This is a genomic window from Shinella sp. (genome assembly GCF_049651085.1).
GTDB lineage: Bacteria > Pseudomonadota > Alphaproteobacteria > Rhizobiales > Rhizobiaceae > Shinella.
The window spans coordinates 1-17581 of sequence record NZ_JBASBL010000019.1 but is presented as its reverse complement, the minus strand read 5'-3'; the positions used below and the strand labels follow the sequence as shown (position 1 = coordinate 17581).

General features: G+C 63.9%; 18 protein-coding genes and 1 pseudogene. 5 read left to right on the top strand and 14 right to left on the bottom strand.

Annotated elements, in window-relative coordinates; translation table 11 throughout:
- Window positions 1-19: 19 nt before the first annotated feature.
- Entirely contained in the window at window positions 20-571 is a 552-nt protein-coding gene (locus WA950_RS10980; protein ID WP_424551751.1) for a gamma-glutamylcyclotransferase, read from the top strand.
- Here WA950_RS10980 and WA950_RS10975 read toward each other — a convergent pair whose 3' ends face one another.
- From WA950_RS10975 to ftsE, 4 genes are all read right to left on the bottom strand, one after another.
- Entirely contained in the window at window positions 572-1360 is a 789-nt protein-coding gene (locus WA950_RS10975) for a lysophospholipid acyltransferase family protein (protein ID WP_424551750.1), read from the bottom strand.
- Window positions 1361-1436: 76 nt separating this feature from the next.
- Window positions 1437-2069: a YdcF family protein gene (locus WA950_RS10970; protein ID WP_424551819.1), complete on the bottom strand. Its 633-nt coding sequence runs from the start codon at window positions 2067-2069 to the stop codon at window positions 1437-1439.
- 145 nt (window positions 2070-2214) lie between these two features.
- Complete coding sequence (locus WA950_RS10965; protein ID WP_424551749.1) at window positions 2215-3222, bottom strand: cell division protein FtsX; 1008 nt, start codon at window positions 3220-3222, stop codon at window positions 2215-2217.
- Window positions 3215-3874, bottom strand: a complete 660-nt coding sequence (gene ftsE / locus WA950_RS10960; protein ID WP_424551748.1) for a cell division ATP-binding protein FtsE — start codon at window positions 3872-3874, stop codon at window positions 3215-3217. The genes WA950_RS10965 and ftsE overlap by 8 nt, the downstream gene beginning before the upstream one ends.
- 188 nt (window positions 3875-4062) lie before the next feature.
- Here ftsE and WA950_RS10955 point away from each other — a divergent pair, with 188 nt between their 5' ends.
- From WA950_RS10955 to WA950_RS10945, 3 genes are all read left to right on the top strand, one after another.
- Entirely contained in the window at window positions 4063-4737 is a 675-nt protein-coding gene (locus WA950_RS10955) for a hypothetical protein (protein WP_424551747.1), read from the top strand.
- An 86-nt stretch (window positions 4738-4823) separates the two neighbouring features.
- Window positions 4824-5369, top strand: coding sequence for a hypoxanthine phosphoribosyltransferase (gene hpt, locus WA950_RS10950; protein ID WP_424551746.1), 546 nt, complete (start codon window positions 4824-4826; stop codon window positions 5367-5369).
- Between the two features lie 212 nt (window positions 5370-5581).
- Complete coding sequence (locus tag WA950_RS10945) at window positions 5582-5941, top strand: response regulator (RefSeq protein WP_424551745.1); 360 nt, start codon at window positions 5582-5584, stop codon at window positions 5939-5941.
- A 22-nt stretch (window positions 5942-5963) separates the two neighbouring features.
- Here WA950_RS10945 and WA950_RS10940 read toward each other — a convergent pair whose 3' ends face one another.
- The 4 genes from WA950_RS10940 to argH form a co-directional block, all read right to left on the bottom strand.
- On the bottom strand, window positions 5964-8603 hold the full coding sequence (locus WA950_RS10940) for a TIGR02302 family protein (RefSeq protein WP_424551744.1): 2640 nt from the start codon (window positions 8601-8603) through the stop codon (window positions 5964-5966).
- A gap of 108 nt (window positions 8604-8711) precedes the next feature.
- Window positions 8712-9980: a diaminopimelate decarboxylase gene (lysA, locus tag WA950_RS10935; RefSeq protein WP_424551743.1), complete on the bottom strand. Its 1269-nt coding sequence runs from the start codon at window positions 9978-9980 to the stop codon at window positions 8712-8714.
- 60 nt (window positions 9981-10040) lie between these two features.
- The gene (lptM, locus tag WA950_RS10930) at window positions 10041-10223 is read right to left on the bottom strand and encodes an LPS translocon maturation chaperone LptM (RefSeq protein WP_424551742.1); all 183 of its coding nucleotides are present in this window, start codon (window positions 10221-10223) and stop codon (window positions 10041-10043) included.
- 105 nt (window positions 10224-10328) lie between these two features.
- A complete protein-coding gene (argH, locus tag WA950_RS10925; protein WP_424551741.1) occupies window positions 10329-11732 on the bottom strand; it encodes an argininosuccinate lyase in 1404 nt (467 codons plus the stop codon).
- 22 nt (window positions 11733-11754) lie between these two features.
- Between argH and tlpA the strand changes: the two genes are divergently transcribed.
- Window positions 11755-12435 carry a thiol:disulfide interchange protein TlpA gene (tlpA, locus tag WA950_RS10920; RefSeq protein ID WP_424551740.1) on the top strand — a complete coding sequence of 227 codons (681 nt, stop codon included), beginning with the start codon at window positions 11755-11757 and terminating at the stop codon, window positions 12433-12435.
- Window positions 12436-12438: 3 nt separating this feature from the next.
- On the opposite strand, the gene WA950_RS10915 is transcribed toward tlpA, so the two are convergent.
- From WA950_RS10915 to WA950_RS10890, 6 genes and pseudogenes are all read right to left on the bottom strand, one after another.
- Window positions 12439-13461, bottom strand: coding sequence for a sulfate/molybdate ABC transporter ATP-binding protein (locus WA950_RS10915; protein ID WP_424551739.1), 1023 nt, complete (start codon window positions 13459-13461; stop codon window positions 12439-12441).
- The gene (gene cysW / locus WA950_RS10910; RefSeq protein ID WP_424551738.1) at window positions 13458-14354 is read right to left on the bottom strand and encodes a sulfate ABC transporter permease subunit CysW; all 897 of its coding nucleotides are present in this window, start codon (window positions 14352-14354) and stop codon (window positions 13458-13460) included. Before cysW ends, WA950_RS10915 begins: the two co-directional genes overlap by 4 nt.
- Window positions 14355-14356: 2 nt before the next feature.
- Window positions 14357-15178, bottom strand: coding sequence for a sulfate ABC transporter permease subunit CysT (cysT, locus tag WA950_RS10905; RefSeq protein ID WP_424551737.1), 822 nt, complete (start codon window positions 15176-15178; stop codon window positions 14357-14359).
- A 133-nt stretch (window positions 15179-15311) separates the two neighbouring features.
- Entirely contained in the window at window positions 15312-16295 is a 984-nt protein-coding gene (gene cysP / locus WA950_RS10900; protein ID WP_424551736.1) for a thiosulfate ABC transporter substrate-binding protein CysP, read from the bottom strand.
- 139 nt (window positions 16296-16434) lie between these two features.
- Window positions 16435-17307: a 3-hydroxybutyryl-CoA dehydrogenase gene (locus WA950_RS10895; protein WP_424551735.1), complete on the bottom strand. Its 873-nt coding sequence runs from the start codon at window positions 17305-17307 to the stop codon at window positions 16435-16437.
- A gap of 147 nt (window positions 17308-17454) precedes the next feature.
- A pseudogene (locus WA950_RS10890) lies at window positions 17455-17581 on the bottom strand (electron transfer flavoprotein subunit alpha/FixB family protein); the annotation flags it as partial.

Sequence of the window (17581 nt, the reverse complement as noted above, 5' to 3'; positions counted from 1 at the left end):
TTTTTGAGAGATGATCCAAGTGACGGTGGATATGAACGAATTCTGGGTCTTTGGCTACGGATCGCTGATGTGGAATCCGGGCTTCGAATTCGAGGAGCGGCAGGCCGCCCATCTCTTCGGGTTTCGCCGGGCGCTGTGTGTGCGCTCCTGGGTCCACCGCGGCACCGAAGAACGGCCCGGCCTCGTGCTCGGCCTCGACCGCGGCGGCTCCTGCCGTGGCGTCGCCTTTCGCGTGGCGCCCGAAAGCCGGGAAGCGGTGGTCGACTATCTGCGCGAGCGGGAACTGGTAACGCATGTCTACCAGGAGCGTTCGCTCCCCGCGACACTTGGCAATGGACGGCGGGTGACGACGCTTGCCTATATTTGCGACCGGGCGCACCATCAGTTTGCCGGTTCGCTGTCGGTGGACGAAGCCGCAGCCACCATCAGCGCCGCCATCGGCAAGTCCGGGCACAACATGGACTACCTGCGCAACACGCTCGCACATCTGCGTGAAATGGGTATCCGCGATCACTGGCTGGAGGATGTCGGCCGGGCGGCGGAAACCCTGCACACCCGCGCTTCCGCCTGATCAGGCGGCATGCGCCTTCAGTTCCGCCAGCCGCTTCTTGGCGGTCGGCGGCAGCGGAAGATGCGGGTTGGCCTCGATCGTTTCGACAAGCAGGCGGTCGCTTTCCGTCTCCATCACCTCGACGAGGTGGGCGAGGAAGGCGTCCGGGTCCATGCCGGGCTCGATCGGCGGCAGGATGCGCACCTTGAAGTGGCCGGGATACCGGATGAACTTGCGCCGCGGCCAGAACAGGCCCGGATGCATGACGACCGGCAGGACCGGCGTCGCGAGATCGCGGTAGAGGCGAGCGATGCCATACTTGTATTCCGGCGTCGCGCCCGGCGGACGGCGGGTGCCTTCCGGGTAGATGATGAGCTGGCGGCCGGTATCCATCTCTTCCTTCGTGCGCTGCATCACCGCGGCCATGACCTTGCCGCGCGCGTTGCGATTGACCGGCACCATGCGCTGTTTCTTGATGTACCAGCCAAACAGCGGGATCCAGGTAAGCTCGCGCTTCAGAATGTAGAGCGGATCGTCGAGCCAGGGCAGCAATGCATAGGCATCCCAGAAGGACTGGTGTTTCGGCGCGACGATGTAGCCGCCCTGCGGAATGTTCTCCAGCCCTTCAATCTCGAAGGTCGTGCCGACAATCTTCTCGAACAGCCAGTGGCTGCTTCTCGCCCAGTTCTTCGGAACCATATAGGCCTTCTTGCGCGGCAGCAGGAAATAGACCGGTGTCAGGACGACCATCTGCAGGATGAGATTCAGGTAGAAGACGATATTGAAAATGACAGAGCGGAGAACGATCATCGGGAGCCTGTAAGCGGGACGCGTCCTTTCGCCCTACACGATAATCCAGGGCGGGGAAACTCCCGTTGCAGCGATCTCAGCTGCCGGCCATGTCGCCGCGAAGCCCCGACCAGCTGCGCGCGCCGGCAAAGGCACGCAGATGCGCAAGGCAATATTTCAGATATTCCGACAGCATCGCTTTGACGACACCCGGCTGGCGCAGCCAGTTGCCGTTCTTCAGGTCCGAATTGACGACCGGATAGGCGATGAATTCCGTCCGGGTATCGCTGGCCTTCAGCTCCAGAAGGCTGCGCGGCATGTGATAGTTGTTGGTGACGACCAGCACACGGCGGAACTGATGATCGCTGATCCAGCGTGCCGTCTCATTGGCATTGCCGATCGTATCGACGGCCTCGTAGCCCATGTCGACGCAGCATTCGAAAAGGGCGGAGGAACTCTGGGTGAGCTTGCGGATCTGGTTCCCGCTGGTGGTCGGGTTCACGCCGGAGATCAGCAGGCGCTCTCCCGCGCCGTTCTTCAGAAGGCCGATGGCGCGGTCGATGCGCTGATAGCCGCCGGTCAGGACGACGATAGCGTCGGCCTTCGGTTCGCGGGGTGCGTCCAGCGCGGCGACCGTCTCGGCGAATTGCAGGAAACCGGCAACGCTCGCCACGACGGCCAGCAGGATGAACGCGAGAACGACACGCACGACAATCCGGGCCGGCCGCATACGCCGCCGCCCCCTTTTCCCTTCCGGCCGGGTGCCTTCAGACAGCCCCGGTTTTTCCCGTTCCAGCGCGTTCATGATTCCGTCCATAGAACCCGATTGCGGCAACGGATAGTCCGTTTCGCGGCGATGATCCGTCCAACCCGCGTCATGTGTCGGGCAATTGATCCGTGCGCGACGGATCGGAGCGGATGAGGTCGATTTCGTGAATCGTCCGCATCACCGTGAAGCGCGCCGTCAAGGTCGTCAACAGCGCGATGACGGCGATGGTCGCGGCGATGCCGAGATAGCCGGTGAACCCCATGGAGAAGGTGCCGAAAAGGGCCGTTGCCTGGTCGCTCTGGGGGGTGGCGATCGAGCGCCCCTGCCAGAAACCGGCAATGGCGAAGAACAATGCCGCAAGGAGCCCGCCGGCAAGGGAGCCCTTGAGGCTGATCTTCAGAAAATGCTTCTGGAACTCGGAAGCGACGAAGCCCGCCTCGGCCCCGACGAAGTGCAGTACTTCCACGATATGCCGGTTGCCGGAAAGGGCGCCGCGCGTGGCGAAGATCACCGTCAGCACCATGGCGGAAAAGACGAGCACCAGCACGCCCGTGCCGATGAAGGCGGTCGTGCGCGCCATGGCGACGAGGCGATCCACCCAGGTGCGATGGTCGTCAAGGAAGGCCTGCGGGATCTTTTCCGCAAGCGCCGCGCGCATGCCGACAAAATCGGGCGGGCTCTGTTCGTCGATGGTGACGATGACGAGGCGCGGCACCGGCAGTTCATCGAGGTCCAGCCCCTCGCCGAGCCAGGGCTCCAGAAGGCGGGCCGTCGCCGCCTTGTCGACGATCGTGCCGTCGCGCGTGCCGGTAAAGGTGAGCGCGAGGTCGCGCGCATCCCTGAGCGCCTGTTCCATGTCGAAATTTTCGTCCGGCTTGATCTGGATGGTGATCTCGCGGGAAATCTGGCTCTGCCAGCTCGCTGCCGTCGCGCGCACCATGCTGACAGCGCCGAAGGTGAGGCAGGCCAGGAAGGCCATGATGGCGATGACGAGCATCAGCGCGTTGCCGGACACGTTGGCCTGCGGCACGATGGGCGCCGTCGGGCGCACACGCATCTCCGGCCGGCGGGCCGGCTGGGTGTCCTGTGGGGTCTCGCGGAGCGCGTCAGTCATAGATGTCGAGCCGTCCCTGCGAGAGGATCATGCGCCGCGCCTCGACCTGATCCATCAGCGACAGATCGTGCGTGGCGATCACCACGGCCGTGCCGAGCCGGTTCAGCTCGAGAAAGAGGCTGAGCAGCCGGCGCGCCATGGGCGGATCGACGTTGCCGGTCGGCTCGTCGGCAAGCAGCAGTTCCGGCCGGTCGATCAGCGCACGTGCGATCGCCGCGCGCTGCTTCTCGCCCCCCGAAAGCACCGGCGGCAGCACGTTGATTCGCTCGCCGAGCCCGACCCATTTCAAAAGTTCCAGAACGTCGGCGCGGTAGCTCGATTCCTCCTTGCCGCGCACGCGCAGCGGCAGCGCGACATTCTCGTAGGTCGTCAGGTGATCGAGTAGGCGGAAATCTTGGAAGACGATGCCGATGCGCCGGCGCAGCATCGGCAGCTCGTCACGCGCGATGGTCGAGATTTCCCGGTCGAAGGAACGGATGATGCCGCGCGTCGGCTGGAGCGACAGGAAGAGCAGGCGCAGAAGCGTCGTCTTGCCGGCGCCCGACGGCCCCGTCAGGAACTGGAAGGACCGACGCGGAATATCGAAGGTCAGGTCGCGGAGAATCTCCGGCCCCATCCCGTAGCGCAGTCCGACATTCTCGAAGTGAATCAATGGCCAATCCGGTTCTAGAAGCGGTCTCGCCGCGATACCGCGGCCGACGTCGCATAGGAAAGCGGCTCTTTCACGGTCAGGTTTCCAAAGCATTAACCGTTATGGTTTACGTTTCGTAAGGATTTCATTCAATGCCCGACTTTTCGCCAATGTTTTTTGCGCGAAGGCCGGCAAGCAAGGAGTTCGCGATGAACGCCTTCAGAGCGAAACAGCAGGCAAAAGGCCGCATCGATCTGCTCCCGCCGGAGCCGAAGGCGCCCGCCCGCAAGCACGCAAGACCGTTTCCGGCCCGCCCCGAAGCGGTCGATGCCGATTTCGTGGTGATTCGCGGCAGCGCCGCGCGAACGTCCAACGACAATCATCGACCGATCCGTCCGGCTCAGGCCCGGCCGGCCGCGCAGCACCTCGCCTTGCGAATCGCGGCCGCCGGCGCCCGGCTCTGCGAGGCAGGCTTGCAGCTTCTTCCCGGTCGCGCCTTCGCCGGCCTCGTCACCGCAACCTTCATTTTCGTCTTCGCCTATGCCGGCGGCCTCTCGGCGCTCATGGCGACGCTTCCGGCGAGCGATCCGCCGGCCGCACTGCGCGTCGCCGGCATCACCACGGCGATAAGCGACCGGAACGGCATGAAAGTGCTCTCCGTCTACGGCCGCATCGACAATGCCGGCAATGGCACGCAGGCCGTCCCGCCGCTGGCAATCCGTGTCGAGGGCGCGGGCGAGAAGCTTGAACGGCGCGTCGCGCTCGAGACGGCGATGCTCGCCCCCGGCAGCAGCGAGCACTTCGCGCTGCATATTCCCCATAGCGGCGGAAAAGTGCCCAAAGTCTCGGTTTCCCTTGACACCGAGGGTGCACCGGCCAACTGACTGTGCTAATCGGCTCCTTTGTTTCCACGCAAGCCCGCCAGCGGCTTTGCCGGAATTGCCTTGTCGACACGAAGGAACGCCTCGCGATGCAGATTGTCCGCGGAAAGAAGATCGAAACGCTCTACGACGCCGGGCAGATTGCCGCGCGCAACTCGGAGCTGGCCGCAGCGATTGCAAACGGACCGACGAAGGATCTTCTCGTCATTGCGGTCCTCAAGGGCTCGTTCATCTTCGCTGCCGACCTCACCCGCGCGCTGCATACGGCAGGCCTTGCGCCCGAAGTCGAGTTCATCACGCTGTCGAGCTACGGCGCCGGCACCGTCTCGCAGGGCGTCAAGGTCGTCAAGGACATCGACAGCGACGTGCACGGCCGCGATATCCTGCTGATCGACGATATTCTCGAATCCGGCCGCACGCTCACCTTCGCCAAGGAACTGATGTACGAGCGCGGTGCGCGCAACGTCACGATCGCCGTGCTGCTCGACAAGCGCGAGAAGCGCAAGACGGATCTGGAGGCCGACTATGTCGGCTTCGAATGCCCCGACCACTTCGTCGTCGGCTACGGCATGGACGTCGCCTATGCCTTCCGGGAACTCCCCTTCGTGGGCATCGTGACGGGTGACGCGGACTAAAGCATTTCCAGCCGAAGCAGCATCGCTTCGGCGTCGGATAATGCGGCAAAAACAAAACCCTGGAGCAATTGCAGCGATCCGGTTTTCACCCGGATTGCTCCAGGCAATCCCGCCAGGATGCGCCGTGGCTCCCCCAAATTGCCATCGGACGTTTACCGATCGACAAGGAAAGTCTGGTCTTTTCGTTTCCGGACGACCGAGAAGGGGAACCAATGGCGAAGATTCTGATCACCGAGGACGAGGATTCGCTGCGCATCTTCGTGGCGCGCGCGCTGCGACTGGATGGCCATGAAACCGTCGAGGCACCGGATGGCGCTGCCGGGCTCGATGCCCTGACCGACGGCGGCTTCGATCTCCTGCTTTCCGATATCCGCATGCCGGTGATGGACGGCATCGAGCTTGCCCACAAGGCATCCGCCGCACATCCCGCGCTGAAGATCCTGCTGATGACCGGTTATGCCGACCAGCGCGAACGGGCCGACGACCTTGCGACGAAAATCGTCGATGTCGTCAGCAAGCCCTTCAGCCTGCCGGACATCCGTCGCGCCGTCGCGCAGGCGCTCGCTGCCTGACCTTGCCGTTCCGCTGGAGTTCTCAGCGGATGCCCAGCAGCCGTTCCAGATAATCCCGCTCGAAGCCGGGTGCGGCGCCCGTGCCGAGCCGGCGGCGGATCTCGTCGAGGATTTCGCGCGCCCGCTGGATGTCGATCTCTTCCGGAATTTTCGTCGGCCCGCCGAAATCAGGGCCCTGACCGTTGGCGTTGTGCTCACGGCCGAGCGGGTCGCGACCGTTTCGGCCGGCCTGTGGCATGCCTTCGCCCGGCCCCTGGCCCTGCCCCATGGCCTGCATCTGGCTCATCATGTTCTGCGCGCCCTGCCGTAGCGCCTCCAGCGCGCGGCCCTGGCTACCGACGGCCGCTTCGCCCTGCCCTTCGCCAAGCGCTTCAGAGGCACCTTTCATTTCGCGACCGGCCTGACCGAACCCTTCGCCGGGTTCCAGCCCCATGCCCTTCAGCGCCTCCTGCAGCTCACCGAGCTGCTTGCCGAGCCCATCCTGCTGCTCCTGAAGCTTCTTCAACGCTTCCCGCAACTGTTCGGCCGTCATCTGGTCGGTCGGCTGGCCGGCGCTTTTGTCGCTCGGCTGGCCGGCGCCGTTGTCGCCCGGCTGTTGCTGTTCACCGTCCTCGCCGGGCATCGGGTCGCCAAGCTGCTGGCGGTCACGCAGGGCCTGGTCGAACTGGAAGGTCTGCTCCATCAGCTGCTGCTGCTTCTGCATCAGCTCGCCGAGCTTGTCCATCTGCTGGCGCATGGCATCGTTCTGCTGGCCCTGCTGCCCCTGCTGGGGGCGTCCGGCCTGCAGGTTGTTCATCATGCGCTGGAGTTCGGAAAGCATCTGCTGGGCCTGCTCACGCGCGCCGGAACGTGCCAGATTCTCGATCTGGTCCATCATGCGCTGCAAATCCTGCTGGCGCAGGATCTGGCCCTGCTGCTGGGCATTCTGCTGCATCTGGCCGTTCTTGGCGGCCTGACGGGCAAGCTCTTCCATATAGGCTTGCATGGCCTCGCGCAGTTCCTTCATGAGCTGGGCGATCTCCTCGTCGGAGGCGTTGCGCTCCAGCGCCTCGGAGAGCGCTTTCTGCGCCTCGCGCAGACGGCGGTCGGCGAGTGAGAGATTGCCGTCCTCGATGCCCAGCGCGATTTCCCAGAGATAATCCGCCGTCTCGCGCATCTGGTCGTCCGTGCGGGCAAGCTTCATGCGCGCGGCGGCCGATTGCAGCAGGAGGAAATGCGTAAGGTTGGGGATCGTCTCTTCCGGCCGGATGGTCAGCGCCTCGTTGAGCGCGATCGCATAGGCAAGCTGATTGGCGTCGAGCGCGAAAACCTGCCGCTGGTCGGCGACCGCAGCCGCAAGAGGCTCGAAGAAGGTCTTGGCCGGCAGGATCATCTCGACCGGCTGGCTGCGCCCTTCCTGCCCGGCCGCGTCCCTGGCGACGAGCGTAATCTTCACGCGCTTGCCGGAGAGCGGATGCTCGGAGAGGTTACGGCTGGTCGTGCCCTTGGCGTCGCGCGCCGCACGGCGCGGCAGGTCGAGCCTGTAATCCGGCAGCGGATAGAGCGGTCGCGCGTCCTTCGGCTGATCGACCGGCACGATCTCCGCATGGGCGTCCTGAAGCCCGTAATCGTCCTTGGCGATGAAGCTGATTTCGAGCGCTGCGGCCACCGTCTTCTTCGGAATGCCGTCAAAGGCGATCTCCGGCACCCGGTCCGGAATGACCGAGAAGACCCAGCTGCGGCCATCGACCGTCAGCGTGCCATCCTTCAGGATCTTATACTGCATCGTCCTGGCGCCATTGACGGCAGCAACCGGCGCCTTCGCATCCGTCCTGGAAGCTGCGCCCTTCTCGTCCTTCGGCTTTTCCTCTTCTGGACGGATGGCCGTGGCCGCGGTCTCGCCGGCCGCCTGATAGCTCACCTGCTCGTCGCCGCTGCCGCCGGTCACGCGCACCGTGAGTTCGCTGAACTGCGGAATGCGGATCTCGTCCTTCGCCGCTTCGGCCGGCTGGCCCTGCCCGTTGCCGGTGAGGAAAACGGGCGCACGCGATGTATGCGCCGGCGGCGTCACCCAGGCGTCAATGCGCATGTCAGGCGTCGTCTCGGCCGCCGGGCGGAAGGAAACGATATCGGCCAGCATGCCGGCACGGTTGGAATAGGAAAAGGCAAAGGCGATGACGACGAGCAGCACCGGAATGGCGCGCAGCGCATGGCGGTCATGGCGGGCGATATCGGGCTCGGGCGTGCCTGTCCGCAGGGAGCCGATCATCCGCGCCATGCGAGCCTGATGCTCGCGCCACAGCGCCTCGGCAAAGGCATCGCCGCCTGCCGGCTGGTCATCCTGCACACGGATCGCCTGATGCGCCAGCGCATTGCGCGCCTCCAGCATCCGGTCGGCCCTGTCGACGGAGGGCCAGTCGAGACCCCGCAGGCGCAGAAGCAGCCCGGCAAGGCAAAGCGCAAAGGCGGCAAGCGTCGCGATATGCAGCCAGGCCGGCACATGGCGGAAATATCCGAACCATGTCAGCGCCAGGAAACCGGCGACGAGCAGGAGAACCGGCAGCAGTCGCGGAGCGAGCGTTTCCAGATAGAGGATGGTGCGCGCTGCAAGGCGTTTGCCCGCAAGCCGGCGTGCCAGCGGATTGCCCGTCGCCCCCGTCTTACGCTGCCTTTCAATCGCCATCGTTCATCATTCTCCGCCGCGGGTTGTCGCCGCCAAAAGATAACATGCTTTGTGGCGAAGACGAGGGCACGCGCAAAATCGTGAACGGCTTTCCCGCGCGCGGACGGCTCAGGCGAGCCAGTCCGGCGTGGAGTCGAGGCCGATCAGGTCGTCATAGGACGTCCTCGGCCGGATGACGTGGAACTCGGACCCGTTGACCAGCACTTCCGGCACCAGCAGGCGGCTGTTGTAGGTGCCGGCCTGCACCGCGCCATAGGCGCCGGCCGAACCGACGGCGAAGAGGTCGCCCGGCTTCGGTTGCGCCATTTCGCGGTCCTGCGCCAGATAATCGCCCGTTTCGCAGACGGGACCGACGACATCGGCGCGGATGCGCGGCGCGTTGGCCGCGGAAATGATGACCGGATCGATCTCGTGCCAGGCTTCGTAGAGCGTCGGGCGAATGAGATCGTTCATCGCCGTATCGACGATGACGAAGGTCTTTTCCCCGCCATCCTTCACATAGATGACTTCGGTGACCAGAATGCCGGCATTGCCGACAATCAGGCGACCCGGCTCCGTGACGATCTTGCAGCCAAGGCCCTTCAGCTGGTCCTTGACGATCTGCGCATAGGCATCCGGCAGCGGCGGCGGCGCGTTGTCGAGCTTGTAGGGGATGCCGAGACCACCGCCGACATCGACGTGATCGATCGTGTGGCCATCGGCCCGCAGCGTCTCGACGAGCTCGCGCAGCAGCCGGAAGGCATCCTCGAAGGGTTGCAGCTCGGTGATCTGGCTGCCGATATGCATGTCGATGCCGGTCACCTCAATACCCGGCAGGCTTGCCGCGCGGGCATAGACGGCGCGCGCGCGCTCCCAGGAAATGCCGAACTTGTTTTCCTTCTTGCCCGTCGAAATCTTGGCATGCGTGCGCGCATCGACATCCGGATTGATGCGGAAGGAGACGTGCGCGACCTTGCCGGCCTTCACGGCGCGGGCATTCAGGATTTCCAGCTCAGGCTCGGATTCGACGTTGAAGCAGTAGATACCGGCCTCAAGCGCCAGATCCATTTCGCGCGGCGTCTTGCCGACGCCGGAGAACATGATGCGCGAGGCGGGAACGCCTGCGGCAAGCGCCCGGCGAAGTTCCCCTTCCGAAACCACATCGACGCCGGCGCCAAGCCGGGCGAGCGTCTTCAGCACCGCCTGGTTGGAATTCGCCTTCATGGCGTAGCAGACCATCGCATCCAGGCCGTCGAACGCTTCGGAGAACACCTTGTAGTGCCGCTCCAGCGTGGCCGTCGAATAGCAATAGAAGGGAGTGCCCACCGCCTTGGCGATTTCCGGTACCGGCACATCCTCCGCATGGAGAACGCCGTCACGATGCTCAAAATGATTCAAGAGTCTGGTCCCTCCAGAGCGATTCAGGCAAAGGCGAGAACCGGAAGCGCGTTGGTACGATTAGAGAAGGGGATCGAGGATGAATGGCTTGTCTTCGACCTGCTCGACCTGCTTGCCATCGATGGTCTTCACCACCGGCTGCGCGCCCGGCCGTTCGAGATCGCCTTTGCGCCCGCAGGCAGTCAGAACCGCTGCGGAAAGGCAAAGCACGAGAGCCAGCCTGCCGATGTCGATGCGTGTCATGAAGCGTTCCCTGGAAATACCGGTGGTCGAGTGGGCTCCATCCTTAGCGAATTCGCCCGCTCTTGTGCACCCTGATTCTGGTGATGAGTCCTGCAAGCGCCTTGATCAGTTCTGCTGCCGCCACCAGGCGATCTGCTTCCTGACTTCCGACGGCGCAGTGCCGCCATAGCTCTTGCGGCTGGCGACCGAAGCCTCGACCGTCAGCACGTTGAAAATGTCGGCGGTGATCGCGGCGTGGATCGCCTGCAAATCCTCGAGCGACAGGTCCGCGAGGTCGCAACCCTTGCTCTCGGCAAGCGCCACGGCGCGGCCGGTGACATGGTGGGCATCGCGGAACGGAAGCCCCGCCTCACGCACCAGCCAGTCGGCAAGGTCCGTCGCGGTGGAATAGCCAGAGCCGGCCGCCGCCTTCATCCTGTCGGTGCGGATCGTCATGTCGCGCACCATGCCGGTCATCGCCGCAATGGCAAGCTCCAGGCTTTCGGCAGCGTCGAAGACCTGTTCCTTGTCTTCCTGCATGTCCTTGGAATAGGCGAGCGGCAGGCCCTTCATGACGGTGAGCAGCGCGATCAGCGAGCCGTTGATGCGACCCGTCTTGGCGCGCACCAGCTCGGCCGCATCCGGGTTCTTCTTCTGCGGCATGATCGAGGAGCCGGTCGAGAAGGCATCCGACAGGCGGATGAAGCCGAATTGCGGCGTCGACCAGATGACGATCTCTTCGGCAAGACGCGAGAGGTGGGTTGCGGCAATCGCGGCGATCGACAGGAATTCAAGCGCGAAGTCGCGATCCGAAACCGTATCGATCGAATTGCGTGTCGGCTCGCGGAAGCCCAGCGCCTTCGCCGTCATGTGGCGGTCGATGGCATAGCCGGTGCCGGCAAGCGCGGCGGCACCGATCGGGCTCTCGTCGAGATGCTCGATGGCATGGCGCACGCGCTGGCGGTCGCGGCCGATCATTTCCACATAGGCCATGCAATGGTGGCCGAAGGTCACCGGCTGGGCGGTCTGGAGATGGGTGAAGCCGGGCATGACGGTTTCGGCATGCTCTTCCGCACGGTCGAGGAAGGCCGCGATGAGACCCGTCAGCATTTTCTCGGTCTTCTGCAATTCTTCCTTGACCCAGAGGCGGAAATCGAGCGCCACCTGGTCGTTGCGCGAACGGGCCGTGTGCAGGCGGCCGGCGGCCGGGCCGATGAGCGTCGCCAGCCGCGCCTCGATGTTCATATGGATGTCTTCCAGCTTGCGCGAGAACTCGAAAGCACCGCTTTCGATCTCTGACAGGATCGTGTCGAGACCGTGAACGATCTTTTCCTTATCCTCTGCCGAAATGATGCCTTGATGGCTGAGCATCTCTGCATGCGCCTTTGAGCCGCGGATGTCCTGGGCATAAAGCTTCTTGTCGAAGCCGATGGAGGCATTTATCTCCTCCATGATCGCATCCGGCCCCGAGGCGAAGCGGCCGCCCCACATCTGGTTCGAGGATTTCGTCTCGGAATTGCCGTCAGCCATGGTGCCTGTCCTGGAGAATGAAATGTCAGTGAAGAAGAAAATCGGCCTGCCCGCAACCAAGCTGATCGCCATTGCCGGGCTAGCCGGACTTCTCGCCGGTGCCGCAGCGATATACGTGAAGGAGAGCATGTCTGGCAATGGCGCGGGCATCGTCGCCTCCGCAGATCCTGCCGCCTGCAGCGCCGCGGCCGCCAAGGCCGAGGCACTCACCCCCTTCTCGAAGGGGCAGGTCGCAGCCATGCGCACCGTCGACGAACACCGTCCGCTGCCTGACCTCATCTTCGACGGGCCGGACGGCAAGAAGAAGACGATCGCCGACTTTGCCGGCAAAACCCTGCTCATCAATCTCTGGGCGACGTGGTGCGTGCCCTGCCGCGAGGAAATGCCGGCGCTGAACGCGCTCGAAAAGGATCTCGGCAGCGACAGGTTCGAGGTCGTCGCGATCAACATCGATACCGGTGACGACGAGAAGCCCAAAAGCTTCCTGACCGAGACCGGCGTCAATGAACTTGCCTATTACCGCGATGCCTCGATGGGCGTCTTCAACACACTGAAGAAGGAAGGCCTTGCCTTCGGCCTTCCCGTGACCCTGCTGATGGACGACAAGGGCTGCCTGATCTCCGCGATGAACGGCCCGGCCGCCTGGGACAGCGAGGACGCCAAGGCCCTGATCAACGCCGCGCTGGCGGCGCCGAAGAGCTGACCCTCACGCCGCCGCGTAGACGCGCGGGCGGCGAATGCCGATGAACCCCGTATCGCCCTTGCGATGCGGGAATTCCGGCGCGGTGTCGAACTCGATCGGCTGGCCACTGCCGGTCATCGCCAGCACGCGGCGCGAATCCGGCCGGTCGATGACGCGCATGATCTTCGCGGCAATGCCGTTCCCGTCCTCGCGCCAGGTCACGTCCGCCGGGCGGAAGAGGATCTGGCCGCTGCCATCCGCAACGCCGTCGGCCTCGAATGCCACGTCATCGACATAGGCCTTGCCGCCGCGGATATCCGCGTCGAGCCGGTTGGCGTCGCCGAGGAAATTCATCACGAAGGCATCGGCCGGCGTGCGGCAGACCGCTTCGGGCGTCCCTTCCTGCACGATCTTTCCCTTGTTGAGAATGACCACCCGGTCGGCAAGGTCCAGCGCCTCTTCCTGGTCATGCGTGACGAAGAGCGTGGTGATGCCAAGCTCGTCATGGATCTTGCGCAGCCAGCGGCGCAGGTCCCGCCGCACATTCGCATCGAGCGCGCCGAACGGCTCGTCGAGCAGCAGCACGCGCGGATCCACAGCAAGCGCACGGGCGAGCGCCACGCGCTGGCGCTGGCCGCCGGAAATCTGGCCGGGAAAACGATCCTTGAGGCCGCTCAACTGCACCAGATCGAGCAATTCCTCGACCCGTTCGGCAATCGCCTGCGACGAGCGCTTCACCTTCGATACCTTCATGCCGAAGGCGATGTTCTGGCCGAGCGTCATGTGCGGGAAGAGCGCATAGTGCTGGAAGACGAAGCCGACGCCGCGCTCACGCACGGGGATATCGGTGGCATTTTCCCCGCCGAAATAGATCGCGCCGCCATCGGCATATTCGAGACCGGCGACCATGCGCAGGATCGTCGTCTTGCCCGAACCGGACGGGCCGAGCAAGGCGACAAGCTCGCCGCTCTCGATTTCCAGCGAAACGCCGTGCACGGCGCGAAAGGTCTCGAATGTCTTGACCACATTGTCGAGGCGGATCTTCAAGGCTTGACCTCCGGAAGGATGCTGTCGGCGCCGGCAAGGGCCGTCGGACGCTGGACACGGCCCGCGCCCTGCCGCTCGAGCGCCACCTTGGCAATGAGCGTGACGATGGCGAGGCCGGCGAGAATGGATGCGGCGGCAAAGGATCCGGCCGCGTTATAGTCGTGGTAGAGCAGCTCGATATGCAGCGGCAGCGTGTTCGTCTGGCCGCGAATGTTACCCGAGACGACCGAGACGGCGCCGAATTCACCCATCACGCGAGAATTGCAGAGCACCACGCCGTAGAGCAGCGCCCATTTGATGTTCGGCAGCGTGACCGAGAAGAAGGTGCGCCAGCCGCTCGCCCCGAGCGATGTCGCCGCCTCTTCGAGATCGCGGCCCTGCGCCTGCATGAGCGGGATCAGCTCGCGCGCGACGAAGGGCGCCGTCACGAACATGCTGGCCAGCACGATGCCAGGCAGCGCGAAGAGGATCTTGATTTCCGCCGATTGCAGCATGGGGCCGAACAGGCCCTGCAGACCGAAGACGAAGAGATAGGCGACACCGGCGACGATGGGCGAGACGGAGAAGGGCAGTTCGATGACGACCGTCAGGAGCCGCTTGCCCCGGAAGTCGTGCTTGGTGATGGCCCAGGCCGCCGCCACGCCGAAAATCGTGTTGATCGGCACGGCGATGAGCGCGGTGATGACCGTCAGCAGGATGGCATGCCGCGTATCCGGCTCGGCGATCGATTCGGCAAAATAGCCGACGCCGCGCGAAAAGGCCTCGACGGCGATGACAACGAGCGGCGCGACGATCATCAGCCCGACGAGCAGGAGAACGATTGCAAGCAGGCTGCGACGGAAAAACGGATTGTCGCCGACGCGGGGCGGCTTGCCCTTTCGGTTCTGCGTCATGATCAGCCCCTTGCCGTGTAGCGCAGGGCGCGGGCCTGCATGAGATTGGTGAGGGCCAGCATCAGGAAGGCCGTCAGCAGCATGACCGAGGCAATCGCGGCGGAGGCGGGATAATCGTATTCCTCGAGCCGGATGAAGGCCAGGAGCGCGGTGATCTCCGTCGAGAACGGCTGGTTGCCGGCAATGAAGATGATGGCGCCGAACTCGCCCAGGCTGCGCGCGAAGGACAGCGACACGCCGGCCAGAAGCGCCGGCGTCAGAAGCGGCAGGATGACGCCGACGAAGATGGAGAGGTCGCTGGCGCCGAGCGTCTGTCCCGCCTCCTCCAGCGCCGGGTCAAGCTCTTCCAGCACCGGCTGCACGGTACGCACGATGAAAGGAATGCTGGTGAAGCTCATGGCGACCATGATGCCGAGCGGCGTATAGGCAACCTTGATACCGAGATGCGACAGCGGCCCGCCGAACCAGCCGTTCGTGGCGAACAGCGTGGTGAGCGCGATGCCCGCGACGGCCGTCGGCAGCGCGAAGGGCAGATCGACCAGCGCATCGACGAGGCGGCGACCGGGAAAACGGTAACGCACCAGGATCCAGGCGAGCGACAGGCCGAAGAAGAGGTTGAAGACCGTGGCGGCCAGTGCACAGAGCACCGTCACGCGGTAGCTGGCAAAGGCGCGCTCGGAGGAGATGATGCGCCAGTAGTCTTCCGGGCCGAGGCTCGCCGCCTTGAAGACGAGCGCAGCCAGCGGCAGCACCACGATGATGGCCACATAGACGAGGGTTATGCCGAGCGCGAGCGGCAATCCGGGCAGTACACGCCGTCTCAAGACGCGCTTTCCTTTCGAAGGCAATTCCAGGAAACGTGCGGATCGGTTTTCCGGCCGGAATTGGGTGGGATCTTGCATGCGACAACCGGCGGAACCAATGTCCGCCGGTCGCCCGAAGCATGAGGTCGGTGGATCAACGGCTGCCGTAGATCTTGTCCAGCGTTCCGCCTTCGGCGAAGTGTTCTTCGGAAACCTTGTTCCAGCCGCCGAAGACGTCTTCGACATTCACGAGGCGGATTTCCGGGAACTGGTCCTTGAACTCGGCGGCGACCTTCTCGTCGAGAACGCGGTGGCCGAATTCGGCAGCGATCTTCTGGCCTTCCGGCGCATAGAGGAAGTCGAGATAGGACTTGGCAAGATCGCGGCTGCCGCGGGCATCCGCCACCTTGTCGACGACGGCGACCGGGAATTCGGCCAGCAGCGAGACGGAGGGCACGACGCTCTCGAACTTGTCCTCGCCATACTGCTTGGCGATCGACTTGGTTTCCGCCTCGAAGGTGATGATGACGTCGCCGATCTCGCGCTCGACAAAGGTCGTCGTCGCCGCACGGCCGCCCGTATCGAAGACCGGCACGTTGTCGAAGATCTTGGTGACGAACTCCTCGACCTTCACCGGATCGTTGTTGAACGCTTCCTTCGCGTAGGCCGTGGCTGCAAGATAGGTGTAGCGCGCATTGCCCGAGGTCTTCGGGTTCGGGAAGACGACCTTCACGTCGTCGCGGGCAAGGTCGGACCAGTCCTTGATGTTCTTCGGGTTGCCGGCGCGAACGAGGAAGGACGGGAAGGAGTAGAAGGGCGACGCATTGTTCGGGAACTTCTTCTGCCAGTCTTCCGCGACGAAACCGTTCTTCACGAGGAAGTCGATATCCGTCACCTGGTTGAAGGTCACCACGTCGGCCTCGAGGCCTTCGGCGATGGCGCGCGCCTGCTTGGAGGTGCCGCCATGCGACTGGTCGACCGTGACGCCCGGATGCGCCTTCACGAAGGCTTCGTTCTCGGCGGCGAAAAGCTCGCGCGCCACGTCATAGGAGGCATTCAGCAGCTTGTCGGCGGCCTGCGCGGAGAAGGGAGCGACGAGGCCGAGGAGAGCCACGCCGAGAAGGAGCAAACGTTTCATCTGGAAACCCCAATGCGAGAAGAATTGGGGCAGACAATAGCGACCGGCCGGACGCTATCCGAGGCATGGCCTGTCACGGCATTTGCGGCAGGCGAAACATTTTTTCCTGAAAGGGGAGCCTGGCAGATTCTTCCGCCGGTCAGCGGGTGGGAACCGGTACCTCGCCGCGATAGTCGTAGAAACCGCGGCCGGACTTGCGGCCGAGCCAGCCGGCTTCGACATATTTCACCAGCAGCGGGCACGGGCGGTACTTCGAATCGGCAAGCCCGTCATGCAGCACCTGCATGATCGAAAGGCAGGTATCGAGGCCGATGAAATCGGCAAGCTGGAGCGGGCCCATCGGATGGTTGGCGCCAAGCCTCATGGCCGTGTCGATGGCTTCAACGGAGCCGACGCCCTCATAGAGCGTATAGATCGCCTCGTTGATCATCGGCAGCAGGATGCGGTTGACGATGAAGGCCGGAAAATCCTCGGCGACCGTGATCGTCTTGTCGAGACGGGCGACGAATTCCTTGGCGGCGGAAAAGGTCTCCTCGCCGGTGGCGATGCCGCGCACGAGTTCGACCAGCTTCATCACCGGAACCGGGTTCATGAAGTGGATGCCCATGAAACGCTCCGGCCGATCGGTGGCGGAGGCAAGGCGGGTGATCGACAGCGAGGACGTGTTGGTGGCGAGCATCGCTTCCGGCTTCAGCACGGAACAGACCAGGCCGTAGATCTTGCGCTTGACGGTCTCGTCCTCGGTGGCCGCCTCGATGACGAGGTCGGCATCGGACAGATCGTTGATGTCGGAGGAGCCCTTGATCAGCGCCAGCGCCTTCTTGCGGTCCTCGTCGGACATCTTGCCGGACGAGACCTGGCGCGCGAGGTTGCCGTTGATCGTGGCAAGACCGGCCTCGATGCGTTCTGCGGACAGGTCGTAGATATGGACCTTGTAGCCAGCCATGGCCGCGACATGCGCGATACCGCAGCCCATCTGGCCTGCACCCACAATACCGACGTTCTTGATCATCACACCAGTCGTCCCGTCATGTCAGCGCCGCGCTTTGGGCGCAGGTAAAAAAACATCGGGCCGGTCTAACCGGCCCGATGAAGTGATAAAGCCACGCGACGCATATTTCCAGTGAAATCATCGTCGCGAAATGGGACCAAGGTCGGCTCAAATAGCCTTTTCGAGTTCGGGCAGGATGTCGAAGAGATCGCCGACGAGGCCGTAGTCGGCGACCTGGAAGATCGGGGCTTCCTCGTCCTTGTTGATCGCCACGATGACCTTCGAATCCTTCATG

Excerpts from the sequence above, each read along its gene's own strand:
- lptM (WP_424551742.1), bottom strand. The coding sequence starts at position 10,223 with ATGACACGCATCGACATCGGCAGGCTGGCTCTCGTGCTTTGCCTTTCC.
- WA950_RS10965 (WP_424551749.1), bottom strand. The coding sequence starts at position 3,222 with ATGACTGACGCGCTCCGCGAGACCCCACAGGACACCCAGCCGGCCCGC.
- WA950_RS10955 (WP_424551747.1), top strand. The coding sequence starts at position 4,063 with ATGAACGCCTTCAGAGCGAAACAGCAGGCAAAAGGCCGCATCGATCTG.
- WA950_RS10940 (WP_424551744.1), bottom strand. The coding sequence starts at position 8,603 with ATGGCGATTGAAAGGCAGCGTAAGACGGGGGCGACGGGCAATCCGCTG.
- WA950_RS10945 (WP_424551745.1), top strand. The coding sequence starts at position 5,582 with ATGGCGAAGATTCTGATCACCGAGGACGAGGATTCGCTGCGCATCTTC.
- cysW (WP_424551738.1), bottom strand. The coding sequence starts at position 14,354 with ATGACGCAGAACCGAAAGGGCAAGCCGCCCCGCGTCGGCGACAATCCG.
- tlpA (WP_424551740.1), top strand. The coding sequence starts at position 11,755 with ATGTCAGTGAAGAAGAAAATCGGCCTGCCCGCAACCAAGCTGATCGCC.
- WA950_RS10975 (WP_424551750.1), bottom strand. The coding sequence starts at position 1,360 with ATGATCGTTCTCCGCTCTGTCATTTTCAATATCGTCTTCTACCTGAAT.
- hpt (WP_424551746.1), top strand. The coding sequence starts at position 4,824 with ATGCAGATTGTCCGCGGAAAGAAGATCGAAACGCTCTACGACGCCGGG.
- argH (WP_424551741.1), bottom strand. The coding sequence starts at position 11,732 with ATGGCTGACGGCAATTCCGAGACGAAATCCTCGAACCAGATGTGGGGC.
- cysP (WP_424551736.1), bottom strand. The coding sequence starts at position 16,295 with ATGAAACGTTTGCTCCTTCTCGGCGTGGCTCTCCTCGGCCTCGTCGCT.
- WA950_RS10970 (WP_424551819.1), bottom strand. The coding sequence starts at position 2,069 with ATGCGGCCGGCCCGGATTGTCGTGCGTGTCGTTCTCGCGTTCATCCTG.
- WA950_RS10895 (WP_424551735.1), bottom strand. The coding sequence starts at position 17,307 with ATGATCAAGAACGTCGGTATTGTGGGTGCAGGCCAGATGGGCTGCGGT.